General features: G+C 67.8%; 17 protein-coding genes and 2 pseudogenes. 13 read left to right on the top strand and 6 right to left on the bottom strand.

Features of this window, described 5'->3' with window-relative positions:
- Positions 1-116 precede the first annotated feature (116 nt).
- Positions 117-2,090: an amidase gene (locus K2R93_06015; GenBank protein ID MBY0489377.1), complete on the bottom strand. Its 1,974-nt coding sequence runs from the start codon at positions 2,088-2,090 to the stop codon at positions 117-119.
- 70 nt (positions 2,091-2,160) lie between these two features.
- Positions 2,161-2,583, bottom strand: coding sequence for a hypothetical protein (locus tag K2R93_06010; protein MBY0489376.1), 423 nt, complete (start codon positions 2,581-2,583; stop codon positions 2,161-2,163).
- Positions 2,584-2,677: 94 nt separating this feature from the next.
- Between K2R93_06010 and K2R93_06005 the strand changes: the two genes are divergently transcribed.
- From K2R93_06005 to K2R93_05985, 5 genes are all read left to right on the top strand, one after another.
- Positions 2,678-3,871, top strand: a complete 1,194-nt coding sequence (locus K2R93_06005; protein MBY0489375.1) for a carboxypeptidase-like regulatory domain-containing protein — start codon at positions 2,678-2,680, stop codon at positions 3,869-3,871.
- 344 nt (positions 3,872-4,215) lie between these two features.
- Entirely contained in the window at positions 4,216-5,283 is a 1,068-nt protein-coding gene (gene adhP, locus K2R93_06000) for an alcohol dehydrogenase AdhP (protein MBY0489374.1), read from the top strand.
- 32 nt (positions 5,284-5,315) lie between these two features.
- Entirely contained in the window at positions 5,316-6,053 is a 738-nt protein-coding gene (locus K2R93_05995) for an alpha/beta fold hydrolase (GenBank protein ID MBY0489373.1), read from the top strand.
- 54 nt (positions 6,054-6,107) lie between these two features.
- Positions 6,108-7,262 carry an ABC transporter substrate-binding protein gene (locus K2R93_05990; GenBank protein MBY0489372.1) on the top strand — a complete coding sequence of 385 codons (1,155 nt, stop codon included), beginning with the start codon at positions 6,108-6,110 and terminating at the stop codon, positions 7,260-7,262.
- A gap of 11 nt (positions 7,263-7,273) precedes the next feature.
- Positions 7,274-9,913 carry a response regulator gene (locus tag K2R93_05985; GenBank protein MBY0489371.1) on the top strand — a complete coding sequence of 880 codons (2,640 nt, stop codon included), beginning with the start codon at positions 7,274-7,276 and terminating at the stop codon, positions 9,911-9,913.
- A 47-nt stretch (positions 9,914-9,960) separates the two neighbouring features.
- Here the strand turns inward: K2R93_05985 and K2R93_05980 are convergent, their stop codons facing one another.
- The 3 genes from K2R93_05980 to K2R93_05970 all read right to left on the bottom strand — a co-directional run bounded on the left by K2R93_05980 (position 9,961) and on the right by K2R93_05970 (position 13,609).
- Entirely contained in the window at positions 9,961-11,370 is a 1,410-nt protein-coding gene (locus K2R93_05980; protein MBY0489370.1) for a M20/M25/M40 family metallo-hydrolase, read from the bottom strand.
- 86 nt (positions 11,371-11,456) lie between these two features.
- Complete coding sequence (locus tag K2R93_05975) at positions 11,457-13,187, bottom strand: TonB family protein (protein ID MBY0489369.1); 1,731 nt, start codon at positions 13,185-13,187, stop codon at positions 11,457-11,459.
- The gene (locus K2R93_05970) at positions 13,184-13,609 is read right to left on the bottom strand and encodes a BlaI/MecI/CopY family transcriptional regulator (protein MBY0489368.1); all 426 of its coding nucleotides are present in this window, start codon (positions 13,607-13,609) and stop codon (positions 13,184-13,186) included. The genes K2R93_05975 and K2R93_05970 overlap by 4 nt, the downstream gene beginning before the upstream one ends.
- Before the next feature lie 126 nt (positions 13,610-13,735).
- Between K2R93_05970 and K2R93_05965 the strand changes: the two genes are divergently transcribed.
- From K2R93_05965 to K2R93_05930, 8 genes and pseudogenes are all read left to right on the top strand, one after another.
- The gene (locus K2R93_05965) at positions 13,736-13,957 is read left to right on the top strand and encodes a DUF433 domain-containing protein (GenBank protein ID MBY0489367.1); all 222 of its coding nucleotides are present in this window, start codon (positions 13,736-13,738) and stop codon (positions 13,955-13,957) included.
- Positions 13,958-13,961: 4 nt separating this feature from the next.
- Entirely contained in the window at positions 13,962-14,282 is a 321-nt protein-coding gene (locus K2R93_05960) for a hypothetical protein (protein MBY0489366.1), read from the top strand.
- A 22-nt stretch (positions 14,283-14,304) separates the two neighbouring features.
- Positions 14,305-15,354: an alpha/beta fold hydrolase gene (locus tag K2R93_05955; GenBank protein MBY0489365.1), complete on the top strand. Its 1,050-nt coding sequence runs from the start codon at positions 14,305-14,307 to the stop codon at positions 15,352-15,354.
- Between the two features lie 98 nt (positions 15,355-15,452).
- The gene (locus K2R93_05950; protein MBY0489364.1) at positions 15,453-17,993 is read left to right on the top strand and encodes a PAS domain-containing protein; all 2,541 of its coding nucleotides are present in this window, start codon (positions 15,453-15,455) and stop codon (positions 17,991-17,993) included.
- Positions 17,990-18,394: pseudogene (locus tag K2R93_05945) on the top strand (PAS domain-containing protein). Before K2R93_05950 ends, K2R93_05945 begins: the two are co-directional and overlap by 4 nt.
- A 9-nt stretch (positions 18,395-18,403) precedes the next feature.
- A pseudogene (locus K2R93_05940) lies at positions 18,404-18,748 on the top strand (hypothetical protein).
- A 188-nt stretch (positions 18,749-18,936) separates the two neighbouring features.
- On the top strand, positions 18,937-19,692 hold the full coding sequence (locus K2R93_05935; GenBank protein ID MBY0489363.1) for a response regulator: 756 nt from the start codon (positions 18,937-18,939) through the stop codon (positions 19,690-19,692).
- Positions 19,693-19,717: 25 nt separating this feature from the next.
- Positions 19,718-20,599, top strand: coding sequence for an SRPBCC domain-containing protein (locus K2R93_05930; protein ID MBY0489362.1), 882 nt, complete (start codon positions 19,718-19,720; stop codon positions 20,597-20,599).
- Positions 20,600-20,604: 5 nt separating this feature from the next.
- Here the strand turns inward: K2R93_05930 and K2R93_05925 are convergent, their stop codons facing one another.
- Positions 20,605-20,925, bottom strand: a complete 321-nt coding sequence (locus K2R93_05925) for a nucleotide pyrophosphohydrolase (GenBank protein MBY0489361.1) — start codon at positions 20,923-20,925, stop codon at positions 20,605-20,607.
- Positions 20,926-20,946: the final 21 nt, after the last annotated feature.

Genomic DNA, 20,946 nt, shown 5'->3' with positions numbered 1-20,946 from the left:
GAACGTCAGGGGGAAGAGCTCAGGACAGCATGTGGTCCTGAACCCTTCCCCCTGACATTCTGCCCCCTGAGCTCTCAGGGGTTACTCACCTCGGATCTCCGATCTCGGACGCCGGCCTACCCCAACTTCGGTCTCTGCGTCAGCCAGTCATGCTGCTTCTGATACTTGTCCGCCACACTCAGCACGATGTCGTCGAGATAGAGATTGCCGGCGATCTGCGTGCAGATCGGCTGCGGGTTGAGCGGCGGCGGTGCCGGACGCGCGCTATCGCCGGCAGCCCCACCGCGGCCGCCACCACCGCCGCGGCCACCGAAGTTCTGCTGGCGCACCCCAAAGCCCATCTGCACCACCGCCACCGGATGCCCCGTCTGCGCGTGCACGCCGGTATCGGCTGCACCGACGTACACATCGGTGTTCTCCAGATACTTCTGCCACGCCACAATCAGCATCTGCCGGCGGCGCTGCGAGTTGATGAAGTCGAACGCCGTGGGCGTCCGGCCCGGCACCCAGCGATTGAGCTGGCCATCCGTGCCCGTTGACCCCGGCGTGAGCGGGTTCGCCGCTGGTGCCGCTGGCGTGGCACCCGGGGCAGCGCCCGGCGCGCCACCCGCCGGCGCGGCACCACGACCGCCGCCCCCCGGGCCACCCTGCCGCCCGTACCGCTCCATCACCTGCGTCATGTCGATCCCCATCTGCTTCGCCTTCCACTGCACATACGCATCGAAGGCGGCGGCACTCTCCACATTGATGCCGCCCTGGCTCCCGCTCACCTGCGGCGGATCGGGGAGATCGACCAGCTTTGCCCCCAGCGCCTTGAGATGATCGGCGAAGGCCGTGAACACCGGATCCGGATTGGCCTGCGAGCGCACGCCAAAGCGCACCGTCTTGAAGTCGATGTTGTTCACGAAGTGAAAGGGCATCGTGATCGTGCCCGGATCCTTCTCGTCGGCCCCGTGGATCACGTTGAATACGATCGCCGCGTCTTCCACGGTGCGCGTGATCGGCCCCACGCGGTCCTGCGACCAGGCGAGCACCATGCCGCCATCGCGGCTCACGCGACCGAACGTCGGGCGCAGCGCGCTCAACCCGCAGGTCGTGGCGGGGCTCACAATCGAGCCGCTCGTCTCCGTGCCAATGCCGAACGCCACACACCCCGCCGCCGTCGCCGACGCCGGGCCGGCCGATGAGCCACTCGAGCTCTGCGACAGGTTCCACGGGTTCTTCGTGCCGCCGCGGAACCAGTTGCCACCCTGCGCGAACTGCCCGGTGCTCAGCTTCGCGATCAGGACCGCCCCCGCATCGCGCAGGCGCACCACCACTTCGCTGTCATGATCGATCACGCGGTTCTCGAAGTCCGCCGCCCCCCATGTCGTGGGCGTCCCCTTCACCGCGAACAGATCCTTCACACCATACGGGATGCCGTGCAACGGGCCGCGATACTTACCCGCCGCCAGTTCGGCGTCACGCTCGGCCGCTTCCTTGAGCGCGCGCTCGCGCAGCACCGTCACCGCACACATCAGGGTGGGGTTGTACTTCTCGAGCCGGTCGAGATAGAGCGTCGTGAGCTTCACGCTCGTGATCTTCTTGGCACGAATCGCCGCCGCCAATCGATGCATTGGCAGGAACGCGATGTCTTCTTCATTGGTGGGGAACGCCGCCGTCCCCCACGGCTCGAGCAGGAAGCTCCCCGGCTTGGCCACCCCTGCCCCGCGCCACGCGAACGGCTGCCGCGCGAACGCGCCCGGCCCCTTCTCGCGATAGGTCTTCTCCAGTAGCGCGCCGATGCCACCGGGATAGGGCTGAAAGGTCCAGCTTACCGGCTCCATGTTGTCGAGCGGCACCGGCGGCGTGGCCGGCTGCTGCGCACCGAAGCCACCACCGCCACCGCCACCGGCCGGTGGCTGGGCCAGCGCCCGCGCGCCAAATCCGAACGTCGTGGCCGCCGCCGCCGCGAGCGACGTGAACACGAACTGGCGGCGATCGACCTCACTCGTAAAGCCGCGCTGCTCCGACTCCGCGATGAGACGCGCTTCCTCGGCGTCCAACAGGTCGAGTTCATCGTGGAGACCATCGAAGGGCGTCAGCGACATGCAGCGGCTCCGGGGTTGGGCGTCGAAGGGACAGGGACCGCCCTATTCAACGCGCCACCGGGCCGTTCCGCTACTGGTATCCGTAGATGCGCGTCACGCCCGCTTCGATGTAGGTCATCTTCCCCGCCGCCCACGTCATGTTCCGCTGGCGCGCGCCGGAGGTCAGGGTGATCGAGACGCCCAGGGTCGTGAACACCCCCTGTTCCACGCCGACGGTCTCGATCGCCGGACTGCCACTCAGCGGCGTCGCCGCGCTGAAGAGCGAGTCGGTGTAGGCGCCCCCGCGAAAGAGCGTGATGCTCTCCCGGACCGTCCGCCAGATCTGCCCATCGAGCGTGTCGCGCCGGGCCGAGGGCGTCTGGCCGTTCACCGACAGGAGTTCGTAGCGCCCGTAGATGGTGCTCGGGCCTTCGATCGGACTGTTGATGCAGCCCATCGCCCCGAGCAGGAGGGCAGCCATCACGGCGCGAGACAGCCGGCGGGTCGGTGACATGCCTTGAGTGTGCCCCCACGGGACGAATGCGGCAATCCGTCGCGGCGCCCGAACTCAACTGGCGGTTCTACTGGCTTTGCAGTACCCATTCGTCATGGATTGCTCTTCTTGGCTGCCCGTCGCACGGCGGTCCTCGCTGGGCCGGGGGGCGTTGGCCGCACGGCTCAGTCTGGTCGTTGGCCTGCTGGGCGCCCTCCTCACGGGACGCCCCGCCAGCGCCCAGGTGCTCCTCAATACCGGGACCATCACCGGCGTCGTCCGCGCGGCGCCCACGAACGTCGCGCTGCCCTATGCCGTGATCGCCATCGGCCAGGTCGGCATCGAGCGCTTCTCGGGCGCGGACGGGCGATACGTTCTCACGCAGGTACCCGCCGGCAGCTTTCAGCTGCAGGTGCGGCGCATTGGCTTCGTGCCGCAGACGTTCACCGTCACCGTGACCGCCGGCGCCACCACGACGCTCGATATCACACTCGTGCAGGTGCCGGTCCGCCTCACCGCCATGCTGGTGCGTCCGGTCGAACCGTGCCTCAAGCCCGGCCTGCCCGATCCCAAGAAAGAACCGGGGATCGCCACCTTGGTCGGGCTGCTGCGTGAGAACGCCGACACGTATCGCACGCTCGTCCAGCAGCATCCCTACGCCTACGCGATCTATCGCGCCTTGGGCTCCACCCTGGGCGATTCGGCGCGAGTGACGAACATCGCCGCTGAGCGCATCGATGGCATTCGCGCCGTTCGCTACAAGCCCGGCAAGGTGGTCAGCACGGAGCGGGGGCAGAGCACGATGCAGTTGCCCACGGTGCTCGATCTCAGTGACAAGGCGTTCATTGAGAACCACTGCTTCCATTATCGCGGCACCAGTCAGCAGAACGGCGCGACCTGGTTCTCCCTTGAAGTGCGTGCCGCCGAGAAGATCAAGTCGCCCGACGTGCACGGCATCTTCTGGCTCGACAGCGCGACCGCACAGCTGCGTCGGATGGAGCTCGAGCTGAGCAAGCCGGACAAACTGCCCAGCCAGCTGCGCACGATTCAGGCGGTGGCCGTGCGCACCACATTCCTGGAGATTGCCCCCGGCCTCTCGGTGGTTGATGATGTGTGCGCCATCAATTTCCTGCGCAACGCGCGCACGCAGATGCCGCACCCGCTCGAACTGCAGCACGTCCAGGCCGTCGCCTTCACCGCCACCGCGCCGCCCGACGTTCCCCCGCGCCGCGAATTCCCCAATCCCACCTGGATCGCCGGCGGCCGCATGAAGATCAGCGAACTCTCCTGCAGCGAAATCGCGCGCTGATCGCGTGGCTCATGCCGGCATGTTCATGATGATTGAACTGATCACATCCGAGACATACGAGGGATCCAAGTCTTCCACGTGCGTCTCGGATGACGTGGACGGCTTGAATGCCTTGGATGTGATCAGTAAAGGCGTGCGAATCCCATCTCGAGCAGCGATTCGCACGTAGTCCGAAGCAGGGCGCCCGCCGCGGCAGCTCCCCTACAGTTGTGCGGGGCCCGGCTGACGCCCGACGCGTGCGCGGATCGTCACTATGCATAGCGCGCATCGGTCGTCTGCCGGTGCCGTGCGGTGTGGCATCCGCCTCGGAGCACGCGATGACCGACTTCACCTCCCCCACCATCATGAAGGCCGCGGTCGTGCGCGCCTTCGGTGCCCCGCTCACGATCGACGAGGTCCCGGTGCCGACCCCCGGTCCGCATCAGCTCCTCATTCGCGTCGTGGCGAGCGGCGTCTGCCACACCGACGTGCACACCGCCGACGGCGACTGGGCCGTGCGCCCGCTCCTGCCGTTCATTCCCGGCCATGAAGCCGTTGGCGATATCGTCGCCATGGGCGATGCGGTCACGGACTTCATCATCGGTGATCGGGTCGGCGTCCCGTGGCTCTTCAATGCGTGCGGGCACTGCGACTACTGCCAGAGTGGACGCGAAACGCTCTGCGCGACGCAGCTGAACACCGGCTTCTCGGTGAATGGCGGCCACGCCGAGTATCTCGTTGCCAACGCCGACTTCGTCGCCCGTATCCCCGAGGAGCTGGATCCCTTCCTGGCCGCTCCGGTGCTCTGTGCCGGGGTCACCGTCTATAAAGGACTCAAGGAGAGCGACACGGTCCCCGGGCAGTGGGTCGCCATCAGCGGCATCGGTGGGCTGGGCCACCTCGCCATTCAGTATGCACGCGCGATGGGTCGCCGCGTCGTCGCGATCGATGTGAACGACGACAAACTCGCGCTGGCATCGTCGTACGGCGCGGAGCTGTGCATCAATGCGCGGCGTGAAGATCCGGTCACCCTCGTCCAACAGGAAACGGGTGGGGTGCACGCCGTGCTCGTCACCGCCGCCGAGCGCGATGCGTTCGACTACGCGCTGGGGTTGTTGCGGCGCGGCGGGACCTGTGTACTCGTGGGCCTGCCACCGGGGGAGTTCCCGGTGCCGATCTTCCCGGTCGTGCTGAAGCGCCTTACGATACGCGGGTCCGTCGTGGGGGCGCGGACCGATCTGCACGAGGCGCTCGACTTCGCCGCGCGTGGCCTCATTCGCGTGACGCGTGACGTGCGCAAACTGGAGGAGATCAACGACGTGTTTGCCGATTTGCGGGCCGGTCGCATCACGGGCCGGGTCGTCCTCGATCTGCGGCGGCATGTACCGCCGGGCAAGGCGCGCAGCGAGGCGCGGGAGACCAGCGCCGTCTGAGCGAGCATCCCGCGCCCCTGCTCCTGTGTTTCGTGCACGGGCTCGGACGCTCCTCGGAGGACTTCGAGGGCGTCCGCCGCGCGCTGGGCAATACCTGGCCCACGATCGCTCCCGATCTCCCCTTTCACGGGGCCGCGGCCGCCCGGACGCCACCAGACGCGGCGGCCACGCTGACCGCGTTTGCGGACACGGTCGTCGCTGCCGTGCACGACGCGCGCGCCGAACGGGTCGCGCTGATTGGCCATTCGCTGGGCGCAGCGGTGTGCATCGAAGCGGCACGGCGGCTGGGCCCGCGCGTTGCGCACGTGATCGCCCTCGATGCCTTGCTCAATCCGCGGGTGTATCCCCGCCAACCCGCCGCGCTCGTGGCCGTGTCGCGGGTGGCGAGCCGGCTGCTCCATCCGCTCCTGGCGCACCTCCTCGCGCGCGCCCTGCTCCCGGCCCCGCGCGATCCCGCCCGGCTGCACGAGGTCGTGCGCGGCCTTCGCGCCGTGCCGGCGCGTGTGGCCGCCGAGGCATCCGCCGATCTCGCGGCGTGGGATCGCGACGCCGCCCTCACCGCGATCACCGCCCCCGTCACGCTGGTGCCGGCGGCCCCCTTCTATCGGCCAACCGCCTTCGCCGCCTTGACGCCGCGCTGCGCCCTGAGCGGACCGGTGGCGGGGAGCCACTTCTTCCTGCTGGAGCGACCCGAAGAGACGGCCGCGTGCCTCCGATCGATCCTCGTCGCAACGACTGATCACACCTCGTCGTCGCCTCACGCGCGGTAAGCACGCGTGAGGCGATTGCGCGTTACGGGCGGGCGTCCTATCGTCACCAGAGCTATGCCATTTCTTCGAAGCCGACGCGTCGGTGCGCTGCTCGCGGCATGCTCGCTGGTCGCCTGCACCAAGCCTGCTCCGCCGATCCTGCGGATAGGGCTCATCGGCATTTTCGAAGGGACCGCCAAGGATGCCTCGGGCATTCCGGCGCAGCGAGGGGCCCAGCTGGCGGTTGAGGAGCTCAACGCGGCGGGCGGCGTGAACATCGGCGGCGTCCGCCATCTGGTCCGCCTGACCGAACGGCAGATCGAGCCGCGCACCGACGCGGCCGCGGCGGCGGCGCGGAACCTGATCAACATCGACTCGGTCGATGTGGTCATCGGGCCGCAATTCAGCAATCTCGCCATCGCCGCCGGCGCCGTCGCCGAGGCCGCGTCGGTACCCTTGATCGCGCCCATGGCCTCGAGCCCCACGGTGACGGCCGACCGACAGTTCGTCACGCGCCTGGCCTTTGTGGACGCGCAGCAGGGCGAAGTGCTCGCCCGCTTTGCGTACGACTCGCTCAAGGTGCGGCGCGCCGCCGCGCTGTTCAACGTCGCCAGTGGGTACGGACGCGAAATTGTCCGCCTCTTCAGCAGCACGTTCAGCATCGTCGGTGGCACCTTTACCGACTCGGTGACCTTCAACAGCGACGCCCCCGAGGAGCTGAACACCGCGCTGCGGCGCGTGCTCGCCGGTCGCCCCGATGCGATTCTGCTCCCCAACTTTGTGTCGAAGGACTCGATGCAGCCGCGCCTGCTGCGCGCGATGGGCTACACGGGTCGCTTTCTCGGCAGCGATGGCTGGGATGCCACCGCCATCAAGGATCGATCGGCGTTGGTCGGCGTGATCATCGTGGGGAACTTTGACAAGCGCGATGCGCGCCCCGCGCTCGCGGCGTTCAGCGCCCGCTGGCGCCAGCGCTATCCCAACGACATGCTGCGCGCGACCGCCGCCGCGACCTACGATGCGGTGAAGATCGTGGCGGATGCGGCGCTCGCCGCCGGGACCACCGAGGGGACCGCGCTCGCCATGGCCATTCGGGCGCCCCGCACCTTCGAGGGGGCCCTCGCCACCTATCGCTTCAACGGCTCCGGCGATCCGATCCGCGGCGCCGTCCTGCTCGAGGTCCGCGCCGACTCGGCGATCCTGCGCGCCACCGCGACCGCCACACGCTGATGGAGACGGCGGTGCGCCGCACCCTCGCCACGCGGCTCGCCACGGCGGTCGTGGCCCTTGGCAGCGCCTTTGTGCTGGTCGGCGGTGTGCTGTCGTATCGATCAGCATCGGCCACGCTCCGCACGCGCGTGCTCGCGCAGTTGGAGGCCGATGCAGCTGATGGGGCCGACCATCTGACGAACTGGCTGGAACGCCAGCGCGCCGCACTCATCGTGAATGCGCAGGCCTACACGCACATGGTGCGGTATCTCCCCGCGCGCCCGGACTCGCTGCCGCTCGAAACGCTCCCGCAGATTCTGCTCTCCACCGAAGAGTTGCAGCTGATCGGGGTCCCCTCCGGCCGCGTCATCCGGTCCACGAACCTCAAGAACGTCGGTAGCTACGCCCAAGACGAGCAGTTCTACCGGGGTGGGCGGAACGCCACGTACATCCAGGGGATCTACTACAGCGGGAGTACGGGGCGCCCACGCCTCGCCGTCGCGGCTCCCATCCGCGCGCCCGGCGACTCGGTCGTGCGAGCGGTCCTGGCGGCCCATCTCGACCTGTCGCTCCTGGAGAATGCGATCGGGCGGCAGTTCACGGAGGCGCGGCAACCAGGCGCCCCCCTGCCGGTCACCGCATATCTGGTGAACGAAGACGCCGACTTCGTGTCGGCCAAACGCTTTGGCCGCGCTGGTGTGAAGCGGGGCGTGTACAGCGTTGCCATCGATCGGGCACGCGCCGGGGGATCGGGCACCGCGCTCTATGCCAACTACGAGGGGCGGCCCGTGATCGGGTCGTGGCGCTGGATCCCCGCGCTGGAGCTCGCGCTCATCGTCGAATCGCCGCAGGAAGCGGCGTTCGCGCCGGCGCGCCGCCTGCTCGTCAACACGCTGCTGATCGGGCTCCTGGGTGCGCTCGTGCTTGCGTGGGGGCTCATTGCGATCACGCGGCGCTTCACCGATCCGGTGGTGCTCGTCGCCAACGCCGCAACGCGCGTGGCCAGCGGCGACTTTGGTGTCACCGTCCCGGAGTCCGGTCGCGACGAAGCCGCACAGCTCGGCCGCGCATTCAACACCATGACCGGGCGCCTGCAGTCGGTCTATGCCTCGTTGGAAACGCAAGTCACGGCCACGCGCGAGGCGCTCGACGAAGTCCGCCGCAATCGGGAGCTGCTGCGCGACCTGCTCGACAACACGGCCCTGCTCGTGCTCGTCCTTGATCTCGAGGGCCGCATCCGGCTGGCCAATCGCCGGGCCGCCGATCTGGGCGGCATCGGCGAGGACGAGGCCGCGGGGCGGACGCTCGAGTCACTCTACGGCGCAGCCGCGCGGCCGCTGGAGCAGGTGCTCACGCGGGCGCGTGATCGGCAGTTGTCGGTGGAGCAGGAGCTCGAACTCGCGACCCCGCGCGGCTCGCACGGCTGGCAGGTGGTCTGCTTTCCGCTGACCCGCGACGACGGCGAGACCTATGCGTATGGCATCGTCGGCACCGATCTCACGGAACGGGCCCGCGCGGAAGGCGAGCGTCGGGCGCGCGATGCGAGCGTGCAGCAGGCGCAGAAGCTCGAAAGTCTCGGCGTGATGGCCGGCGGTATCGCGCATGACTTCAACAACATCCTGGGTGCCATCATCGGCAATGCGGAGCTGGCGCGTGAAGCGCTCTCCAGCCCGCCCACGGATATCGACGAAGCAGTCGGTGCCCTCGAGCGCATCAACAGCGCCGGCCGCCGCGCGGCCGAACTCACCCGGCAGATGCTGGCCTACGCCGGTCGTGCCAGTCTGCGCCATGAGACGATCGACCTGCGTCAGGTGATCGGCGACATGCTGCCCATCGTGCGGGCGTCGCAGTCCAAGAAGGTGCGGTTCGACGTCGCGCCCATGCCGCAGCCGCTGTGGGTCGCCTGTGATCCGTCGCAGCTGTCGCAGGTGGTCTTGAACCTGCTCACCAACGCGGCAGAAGCTATCGGCGATGCCACGGGCACGGTCGCGCTGGAGGCCGTGCGCACCATCACGCCCACCGATGCATCGGACGAGGCGTGGGTCCGGCTGTCGGTCATCGACACCGGGCCGGGTATACCGGCCGACGTGCAGTCGCGCATCTTCGATCCCTTCTTTTCCACCAAGGAGTCGGGGCGCGGGCTGGGTCTCAGTGCCGTCCGCGGCATTGTGCGCTCGCTTGGCGGCTCTTTGCAGCTTGAATCCAAACCCGGACGCACGCGCTTCGACATTTACCTGCGCCCCGAAGTCGGCATGGAGCGAGCGACGGCGCCGGAACCCGCCCCGATGCGCGATCTTGCCGGCACTCTGCTGGTTATCGACGACGAAATGCTCATCCGCCAGCTGGTGTCGCGCATTGCCCAGCGCATGGGGCTCGATGTGCTCGAAGCGGATGACGGCGAGACGGGGCTGCGCCTCTTCTTCGAACATGCCCGTGACGTCTCGGCGATCATGCTCGACCTCACCATGCCCGGGATGAACGGCGCCGAAGTGCTCGCGCATGTGCGGCGGACGCATCCGCACGTTCCGGTCATCGTGATGAGCGGCTATGACGCCGACGACGCCCTGGCGACCATCGGGGAAGACAGCGCGCTGAGTTTCCTGCAGAAGCCGTTCTCGCCGGAGCTCCTGCGCGGGCGCATCACCGAAGCATTGCGCCCGCGCGTGGGATAACACCGCGTGGGATACGGCGCGTGGGAGAGCGGCGCACCGCGGCGCCGTCAGATCCCCGTCCGTCCGCTCGCGAGCCGCTTCACCAGCGTATACAGGAACGTCTGGGCTTCGTGGTAGGCCTGCACACGCACGCGCTCATCGCGGCCGTGGAAGCGCACATCGTCGCGATCGAAGAAGAGGCCCATGATTCCATAGGTGGGGATCCCCGCCGAGCGCGTGGCTTTGCCGTCGGTGGCGCCCATGACCATGATGGGCACGGTCTGCACGCCGTTCCACATCTCGCTGGTAATGGCCTTGGTGGTGCCCATCACGTCGTCGCGCATCGGGCTCACCGGGCCGGCAGTCGGCGTGCCTTCCACGCTGATGTGCACGGCGGTGTCGCCCACGACTTTGTTCAGCGTGGCCGTCACGTACTCCACCTTGTCGTCGGGGTGCACACGGCAGTTCACCTCGGCCGCGGCGAGCTGCGGCAGCGCATTCTTGGCATGGCCGCCCTCGAGCATCGTGGCCACACAGGTGGTACGCAACGTGGCGTTGAAGTTCACACTGGCCTTGGCCACCCGCTGCATCGCCATCGGGTCGTTCTTGGCCACCAGGGCGAGATCCTTGGCCAGGGGTCCCTTCTCGAGCGTGCTCATGACGCGGAAGTACTCGCGCGTCACGGCGTTGGTTTTGAGCGGGAAGCCAAAGGTGCCGATCTTGCTCAGCGCGCCCGCCAGATGGTAGATGGCGTTATCGGGGACCGGCAGTGAGCTGTGGCCGCCCTTGTTGCGCACCTCGAGCCGATAGTTCACCACGTACTTCTCGGCGACCTGAATGTCGTTGGCGATCGGCTTGCCGGCCTCCGCTTCGCCCCAGCCGCCCTCGTTGAGCGCAAACTCGGCGTCGATCAGCTCACGATGATTCTTGAGCAGCCAGTCCACGCCATTGTACGGGCCGCCGCCCTCTTCGTCGGCGGTGAGCGCCACGATGATATCGCGGTCCGGCGTGAACCCTTCGCGCTTGAAGCGCAGCAGCGTGGCAATCCAGATCGACGCCTGCGCCTTGTCGTCGCCCACGCCTCGGCCGTAGTAGTAGCCGTCCTTCTCATTGAAGGTGAACGGGTCCATCGACCAGTCCTCCTTCTTGGCTTCCACCACATCGATGTGGGCCATGAGCAGGATCGGCTTGCGCGCGCCGGTGCCATGGTAGCGTACCACGAGATTGTGCTTGTGTGGCGCCGCGCCGCCCACGAAGATGTCGGCCGCCGGGAATCCGGCCGCCTTGAGCCGTGCCGCGGTCTTCTCGGCGATCGGCGTGGTGGAGCCGGTGGAGAAACCCGATTGAACCTCAACCATCTCCTTGTAGATCTCGCGGGCGAGTGCGCGATCCTGGTCGGAGGGCATGGTCTTGGACTGCGCTGCGGCGGTGCTGGCGAGAAGCGCAGTGGCAGCAGCGAGGCGTGGAAGACGCGTCATGAGCGGCAGAGTTGAGTCGAAATGCGACGGGACCGCATGAAAGCGGCCCCGTCTATTCTACTGCGCCGCGCGACGGCTGGTACGTGCTACTTGGCCAATCGGAATGCGTAGGGGTATCGGACGAGCTGACGGACGGCGCGCCCATCCTTCATGGCCGGCGTCCAGCGCGTGTTCTGCACCGCCTCGCGGACGGCCTCGGCGAACTCGTCACGATCGGTCTTCAGCACCTTGAACGAGGCCATGTCGGGCGACCCATCATCGTTCACCACGACCATCACCAGTACCTGCCCTTCCACGCGGGCTTCGCGAAGCGCCGCCGGATACACGGGCGCCGGTGACGTTGTCGGGAGCATACTGGCCTCGCGATCAACCGCGGCCATCGACGGCGAAGGCAACGGCGATGGAGAGGCTGCCGATACCGGGTCCTTCGAGAGCGCAAAGGCGAACGGCATCTGCACCAGCTGCTTCACCGCCTTGCCCTTTACCTGCGCCGGCTCGAACTCCATCACACCGAGCGCGTCCTTGACCGCCGCACTGAAGTCGTCGTGATCGGACTTGACCGCCTTATAGGTGGTCAAGTCGACGCGTCCATCGGTGCCGACCACGAACTGCGCGAGGACCGCGCCTTCGGTCTTCGCGGCGCGCAGCGCGTCGGGATAGCGTGGCCCACGCATCCCGGGCTTCATGGTGGCTGGCTTCTCCACCTGGAAGTCGAACCAGGGCACACTGGCGCGCGTCGCCGAGTCGGCGGCCGAGAGCTCCCTCGGCGACGCGGGCGACGGGGCGGGTGCCACAGAAGGCGCTACGGTGGGTGCGGCGGCGGGTGCAGCGGAAGGCGCCGCCGTCGAGGCCACCTTTGGTGCCGGCGCCGGCCCGGCGAGATTGCCGGCCACCGGACGCGAGCAGGCCGCAGCCGCCGCACCAATCACGACGATGCCGGCGATGGTGCGCTGCAGCAGAGGCAACGCAAAGGACGCATTCGTCATAGCCGAAATTCTCCGGGAAAGATGCGATGGCCAATGCGCCAGGGCCGGCGCAATGCGGACCGGCGTGGCCCGTTGGGCAATGAAGAGGAGCAACCGCGCATAGGCGGTGCGCCGCTCAGGAAACGCGCGCAACGTGCGCGCGTCGCAGTCCACTTCCATCGCCAGACGCAGGCGATGCGCGAGGTACCACACCGCGAGGTTCCACGGCACCAGCGTGGTGCTGAGCACCGCGAGCCACACCAGCCACGAGTCGCGGCCGTCGCAGTGCTCGCGTTCGTGACGGATCACGAGCTGCTGCAGCGATTCATCCAGTTCCAGCACCCACCGCGGCACCACCACGCGCGGGCGCCACACGCCGAAGACCGCAGGTCCCAGCGATTCGCTCACGAGCACGGGCTCGCCCACGAGCTCAGTCGTGTGCGCGTCGGCCGCGGCTCGGCGCAGCTGCCAGAGCGCACGAAGCAGCTGCGAGAACAGCAGGGCGCTCATGCCGAGCCACAGGGCGAGGAGAACCGTGTTGCCGTGTGACGACCACCACTCGAGAAGCTGCTGCCGGATACTGAGGGAAACTGGCGTGGATACCGGCGTCATTGCGCCAATGATCGGCGCACCGACACCATCAGCCACCTCTACCGCGGGCTGCGTTAGCCAGAGCCGCGCCACGCCAGGCCACATGACGGCGACGCTGAGCGCCACCGCCCATACGCCCCGCGTCGACCGTGCCCGAATGCGTTGAAAGCGCTCCACCGCGAACGCAGCCACGATCAGCAACACACCGAATGCGGTCGCGGCGAACATCCACGTGGTGAGGTCGAAAGGAGCCGAGATCATCGCGTTCCCTTCCTCGGCTTCGGCGTTGCCCGCCCGGACTTGTCCTCGGCCGGCATCGCGCGCAGCTGCTTCGCCAGTGCCTGCAGCTCGTCCCCACTCAGGCCGTGATCGCGCACCAGCTGGGCGAGCAGCGCGTGCGGCGAGCCATCGAAGAAGCCGTCAAGCAGTCGACTCAGCGCACTGCGCCGCGCCGCCTGCTGCTCGACGACCGGGAAGTAGCGATGCCCCCTCCCCTCCTCCTCGCGGCGCACGCACTGCTTCGCCTCGAGATTGCGCAGGATCGTGAGAATCGTGGTGTACGCCAGCGGTTCGCCGAGATACGCAAGCACTTCGCTGACGGTGCCGGAGCCGAGCTCCCAGAGTACCGCCATCACGTCGAGCTCGCGCTCGCCGAGGGGCGCTCCAGCCTGCGGTGGGGACATGCATCCTCCAGGGTTGGTACTACGCTGCTAGTACTATGCACATAGTAATACGGGGCGTCAAGAGGTCACGCCGCGCTCGGCGGCAACCTGCGGTATATTGCTACCGGACGCCACCGGAGAACTCGCATGTCGAACCTGCCCTCACCGCTCATCACCAGCTCCCCCGATCGTCTCGGCGGGACGACGGTGTTCACGGGGACGCGCGTTCCGGTGCAGTCGCTCATCGACTACCTCGAGGCCGGGCATCCTCTGGATCACTTCCTCGATGAGTTCCCGAGCGTCTCTCGCGAGCACGCGATCGCAGTCCTTGAGCTGGCGAAGCACGCGCTAATCTCGCCCGCCACCTGATCGCATGCGGGTGCTGCTCGACAGCAACCTGCCCCGGGCCTTTGCTGGGCTGCTCCCTGGGCACCGTACCGAAACGACGCATCAGCGACGGTGGTCAGATCTCGACGATGGTCCGCTCCTCCGCGCCGCAGCGGACGAGTTCGATGCGTTCATTACGATGGATCAGAGTCTGCGCTTTCAGCAGAACCTGATCGGATCACCGCTCCGCATTGTGGTCGTACGGGCGTCGAGCAATCGGCTCGCGGCGCTCGCCCCTGCCGCGCCGCTCGTGCTGGACGCACTCGTGTCGATGCAACCCGGTGAACTCCGCGTGGTTTCTCTGTAGCGCTCCCCTCGTGCCCTCCCCCATGCTCCTCCGTCTCGCCCTCCTCGCCGCACTCTCTGCGGCCCCGCTCGCCGCCCAAGCCCCCTGCGTCACCGCCACCGCCGCCTGCGAGCGCTGGCTCACGTGGGGCACCGGCCCGCAGCGTACGAAGGTCTACGGCACCTACGCGCTCGACAAAGCCAATCCCAAGCTCACGCGCGCGCTCATCATGGTGCACGGCGCCGGGCGCAATGCCGATCACTACTTCGAAACGAGCATCGCGGCGGCGTTCCTCGCCGGCGCGCTCGACAACACGATGGTGCTCGCGCCGCGCTTCGCCGCCCGAACGGACACCGTCGCCGCGAATGAGATCCTCTGGCCCGAAGGCGGCACGTCGTGGCGCGCCGGCGGCATCTCGCCGACGCTCGCGACCGTGAACAGCTTCGATCTCGCCGATCAGCTCGTGAAGCTCCTGGCCGATACGAAGCGCTTCCCCAACCTCAAGCACATCGTCATCGCCGGCCACTCCGCGGGCGGGCAGTACGCCACGCGCTACGCGATGGCCAGCAAGGTGCACGACACACCGGGCGTCGAGCTGTCGTACGTCGTCGCCAATCCGTCGAGCTACGCCTGGCCCACCGACGAGCGCCCGCTCCCGGTTGGCAACGGCAACCCCGAGGGCGCCGACAAGGAAGCGCTGGGCGAGAACGGCGAGAAGGTGAACGGCAACTTCCAGTTCGGTCCGTTCGACGCGAGCAAGGCGCCCGCCTTCAACAAGTGGCCCGCCGGCCTCGATGACCTGCAGGGGTACGTGAAGGGGATGAGCAAGGAGCAGCTGGTGAAGAATCTCGTGGCGCGCCCCACCACCTACTTGCTTGGGCAAGTGGATGTCCTGCCCCTCGGCGGCTTCGACTCCAGCGCGAATGCGATGGCGCAGGGGCCCACGCGCCGCGCGCGAGGTGAAGCATTCTTTACGTACGTGACCCAAAAACTCGGGGCGAAGCACCGCGCGATCATCGTGTCCGAATGCGGACACAACGATCGCTGTGTGTATACGACGAACGTCGTGTTCCCCGTGATCTTCCCGAAGTGACCGGTCGAGCGGCGGGAACCATGCGATCCCGCGCGTGTGGGTGATCTGCTGATTGCACGTGCCACCGGGTGCCCCCAGTATTCAGGAAGGGGGGCACCATGAGCAGCAGCGCAGGGCCGATTTCCGTGATCGGCATTGGCGCGTCGGCTGGTGGCCTGGAGGCGCTGGAGCGCTTTCTGGCGACTGTCCCCGTTCCGTGCGGCCACGCCTTTGTCGTGGTCCAGCACCTGGACCCCGAGCGCGCGAGCCTGCTCGGCGAGCTTCTGCGGCGCGTCACGACGCTCGCGGTGGTCGACGCCACCGACGGTGTCCCTGTGGCGGCCGACACCGTGTATGTGATGCCGGCCGATCATGAACTCACGATCGGCCATGGCGTACTGCAGCTCGTTCCGCCCGAAGACCCGCGCGGGCTCCGCCTGCCCATCGACCGCTTCTTCACCGCGCTTGCCGCCGAACGGCAGCGCGACGCGGTGGGCGTCCTCCTCTCCGGGATGGGCGCCGACGGCACCGCCGGGCTGGCCGCCATCAAGGCGCATGGCGGCGCCACCTTCGTGCAGGATCCCGCGACGGCGCGTTTCACCGATATGCCGCGCAGCGCGGTCGAGAACGGCGTGGCCGATATCGTCGCCAATGCCGAGGCGCTCTACCCCGCGGTCGTGGGATATCTCGAGAGTGTGCGCGAGGCACGGCTGCGCGAGCCCCTCACCGAAACGCACCCCGTCATTGACGCCATTGTCGCCACACTGCGTCAGGTGGTGGGCCATGACTTTTCGCTCTACAAGCGCAGCACGCTCGCCCGACGCATTCAGCGGCGCATCAGTCTGCACCATCTGCCCTCCGTCGAGGCGTACGCGGCGCTGGTGCAGGACGAGCCCGCCGAAGCGCGGCTGCTCTTCGCCGAGCTGCTGATCGGCGTCACCAGCTTCTTTCGCGATACGCCGGTGTGGGAACAGCTGCGCGACGAGATCTTCCCGGACCTCATTCGCAGTGCCCCACCGGGCGCCACGCTCCGCGCGTGGATCGCCGGGTGCTCCACCGGGGAAGAGGCGTACTCGATGGCGATCGTCTTTCTCGAGGCGCTGGCGGCGGTCGCGCCCAAGGAACCGATCACGCTGCAGCTGTTCGCCACTGATCTCGATCGCGATGCCATCGCGCGTGCGCGCAGCGGGACGTACCCCGAGAGCATCGCCGCCGAGGTCTCGCCCGAGCGGCTGCAGCGCTACTTCGCGCGCGAGAATGGGCGGTACCGGGTGAGCAGTCGCGTGCGCGAAATGGTGATCTTCGCGCCACACAACGTCACGATCGATCCGCCGTTCACCAAGCTCGATCTGCTCTCCTGCCGGAATCTGCTGATCTATCTCACGCCGCCGCTGCAGCAGAAGCTGATGGCGTTGTTCCATTTCAGTCTCAAGCCCGACGGCGTCCTGATGCTCGGGAGCGCCGAAACCGCCGGAACCGCCGTCGATCGCTTTGCCCAGGTCGCCGGCAAGGGGCGCCTCTATCGTCGGCTGAAGATCCCGGTGGGCGGTGGCGTACGCGACCTGCCCGCGGTCTTTGGCAGCGGCTTTACCGATACGACGGAGCCCCCGCGCGCTCCACTTGCTCCTCCACTCATGAATCTCCAGCAACTCACCGAGCAGACGCTGCTCGATCGATTCACCCCGCCCGCGGTGCTCATTGGCGACGAGGGCGACATCCTCTTCGTGAGTGGCAAGACGGGGCGCTATCTCGAGCCCGCCGCTGGGCAGGCCAACTGGAACATCTTCGCGATGGCGCGTCCGGGGCTCGGCGCGGCTCTCACCGAAGGGTGCCAGCGTGTGCGCCGCGAGCAACGGGCCGTGACCTTGCGCCCCCTCGCCATCGATGCCGATCACGGCGGCGTGCATTACGCGAGCGTCACGATCGAACCGGTGCACCATCAGGACAGCGCGGCCGCGATTCTCATGATCGTGTTTCAGGAGATGTCGGCACCCGCCAGCGATCCGACCACCCGGCGTCGCCCGCGCGGGAAAGATCCGCAACTCATTCAGGCGCTCGAAGAGGAGCTGCGCCAGGCCCGCGAGAACCTGCGCGTAGCCCGCGAAGAGATGCAGATCTCACAGGAAGAGCTGCGCTCCACCAATGAGGAACTGCAGTCGACCAACGAGGAGTTGCAATCCACCAACGAGGAGCTCACCACCTCCAAGGAGGAAATGCAGTCGATGAATGAAGAGCTGCAGACCGTGAACCACGAGCTGCAGGCCAAGGTGGATGAGCTCATGCTCGCCAGCAGCGACATGGCGAACCTGCTCAACTCCCTCGACATCGCCACGCTGTTCCTCGACAGCGCGCTCAATGTCCGTCGCTTCACCACCAAGACGGCAAGCCTGATCAAGCTCATTCCGACGGATGTGGGGCGCCCGATCACCGATATCGTCTCGTCGCTCGAGTTTGCCGACATGGCCACCGATGCACAGGCCGTCCTGCGCACCGTGCAGCCCCTCGAAAAGGAAGTGGCGTCACGCGACGGGCGGTGGTTCGCCGCCCGCATCATGCCCTATCGCACGCACGATGATCGGATCGACGGGGTCGTGATCACCTTCACCGATATCACCAAGGCCAAGCAGCTCGAAGCCGAGCTGCGGGAGCGGCGCCCATGACCGAACGTCCCACGCCCCAGCATCCCATTCCGCCGCCCGCCAGCGCGGATGCCCTGCGCCTGATCCACGAGCTCAAGGTCCATCAGATCGAGCTCGAAGTGCAGCACGAGGAACTTCAACGCTCGCGCGCGGAGATCGACGCGACGCGCCGACGCTATACCGACCTGTTCGACTTTGCGCCGGTCGCCTATCTGTCGGTATCCCGTACGGGACACGTGATTGAGGCGAATCAGGCGACGACGAGTCTCACCAACGTCGCGCCGGGCCTGCTCACCGGCCGCCCGCTGCGCGATTTTGTCAGCGAAGCGGAACGCCCGGCGCTCGCGCGCGTAATCGCCGAGGCCTTTGCCACCCATGCCCGGCAGCGTGGAGAGTTTCACATCGTCCCCGAACCCTCGCCGGGTGCGACGATGGCCGAACCCGTGCCGACACAGATGGACGTGCTGGTCCCGGTGGACGGCGACCACGGGCTCGTCAGCCTGACCGATCTCTCGCAGCACCTGCGCTCGGAGGCGGCGCTGCGCGAGCTGCAGCAGGCGCTCCACGACAGCCAGCGCATGGAAGCGATCGGCCGCCTGGCGGGTGGCATCGCGCACGACTTCAACAACCTGCTCATGATCATCAACGGGTACGCCGAGGTCCTGCTCGCGGGGCTCCCACTCGATAATCCGATGCGGGACAGTGTCGATGAGATCGCCCACGCCGGCGCCCGCGCCGCGGCGCTCACCAAGCAGCTGCTGACCTTCAGTCGCAAGCAGGTGCTCGCCCTGCGGGTCCTCGATCTCCGGGACGTGGTACAGAATACGAGCGGCATGCTGCGGCGCCTGCTCGGCGAGCACATCGCCATCACGGAGGAGCTGCCGCACCGGGCCCTGCTCGTCCGCGGCGACGCGGCCCAGCTGGAACAGGTGCTCGTCAATCTCGCGTCAACGCGCGGGATGCGATGCCCCACGGCGGCACGCTGGCGATCACGCTCACCGACATCGAGGCCGGCCCCACGACCGGCCCGGGTTGCGAACAGCTCACGGCGGGGCCGCACGCGCTGCTGGTGGTCCGCGACTCCGGGGAAGGCATGGCGTCGGAGACACAGGCCCGCGCCTTCGAACCGTTCTTTACCACCAAACCCATGGGGAGCGGCACGGGGCTGGGGCTCTCCATCGCATATGGCATCGTACAACAAGCCGGTGGGGCGATTCTCATCGAAAGCCGGCAGCAGGCCGGCACCACGGTGCGCGTGCTGTTGCCCTTGGTCGCCACCGAGTCGGCGGTGACACGCGAGCCGCCGGACCCGGCCGCTGCCCTGCCGCGTGGCACCGAAACCATTCTGATCGCCGAAGACGAGGCCGCTGTCCGGGCGCTCGCGGCGCAGGTGCTGGGACGGCTGGGCTACACGGTCCTCGTCGCGAGCGACGGCGCCGCCGCGCTCGCCCTCGCCGACCGCCTCCAGGAGCCAATCCACCTGCTGCTGAGCGACGTCATCATGCCCCACCTCGGCGGTCGCGAACTCGCCGATGCGCTCACGGCCGCCAGACCGGGGCTGCGCGTGCTCTTCGCCTCCGGCTACACCGACGACATCATCCTGCAACAGGGGCTCGTGGCGGCCGAACGGCGGATGCTGCACAAACCGTATACTTTGGCAGCCTTGGCGCACGCCGTGCGGGAAACGCTCGACGCGCCCGACGCGGACGCGCCACATTGATCCCCGCCCTCGCCACCCCGCCGCCGTGACCATGCCTGCCACGCCCGCCACGTCGCTGACCGTCACGCGTCATCTCGCCGTGCCGGCAACCACCGTCTACCGCGCGTGGGCCGGCGGATTCGCGCACTGGTTCGCCGAGCCGGGCACCGTGCGCGGCACGGTGGAGGTTGGCGAGCCGTTCTTCTTCGAGGTCGTCCCGCGGGATGCCCAGGGCGCCGTGCTCGGGCGGCATCCGCATTACGGGCGCTATCTCGCCCTCGAACCCGATCATCGCGTCCAGATCACCTGGTTCACGCGCGGCACCGGCGTGGAGACCACGATCACCATCGAACTGAGCGGCGCGGCCGATGGCACCGCCCTCACGCTCACCCAGAGCGGCTTCGTGAGCGAAGAATCGTGCGCCAACCACGCGCAGGCGTGGCCGCATGTGCTCGGCGCCCTCGAGCAGAAGCTGCACGCCCTCGGCGCCGCCGGCATCCCGACCGACTCGCTGGCGGTGAATCGCTCCATCCCGCACGCGACCTTCATCCCGGTGCGCAGCTACCCCGACCTCTCGGTCGCCACGCAGTTTCTCGGCGACGTGCTCGGCGCGCGCCAACGGCTGCGCATTGGCGACCATCGCGTGCAGTTCACACTCGGCAATGGCGCCATGGTCGCCGCCCAGTGGAACCCCGAGGCCAACCCCGCCGGTGGCCGACCGCCCGCCACCCTCATGGTGCGCGTCGCCGATCTCGATGCTGTCTGGGCCCGCGCCCTCGCCATGGGCGCCGTTCCGGTGACCGAGCCCACGGATCACCCCTATGGCGAGCGGCAGGCCGTGCTCAAGGACCCGGCCGGCCACTCGTGGACACTCACGCAAACCATCGCCGACGTTGACCCGCCAACGTGGGGAGCCACGCTGGTCTGAACGGATCAGCGCACCTTCGGCGTCCACCGGTTGGCGTCGCGCGTCTCGACCTTGGCCATCATCCGGTCGAACGCCTCGTCCATGTCGATCCCTTCCCGGTTCGCCATGCAGATCAGGACGAACAGGATGTCCGCCATCTCCATCGCGAGGTCGGCATCCGGTTCGTCCTTCTTCTTGGGCTTCTGCCCAAAGCGGTGATTCACCTCGCGCGCGAACTCGCCGACTTCTTCGGTGAGACGTGCGAGGTTCGTGAGGGGATGGAAGTATCCTTCCTCGAACTGGCTGATCCAGCGGTCAACCCGCTGCTGGTATTGGGCGAAGGGCATGCCGAACGCTACGTTCACCAG

The sequence above is a fragment of the Gemmatimonadaceae bacterium genome, from assembly GCA_019752115.1.
Taxonomy (GTDB): Bacteria; Gemmatimonadota; Gemmatimonadetes; order Gemmatimonadales; family Gemmatimonadaceae; genus Gemmatimonas.
This window is presented reverse-complemented; position numbering and strand designations above follow the sequence as displayed.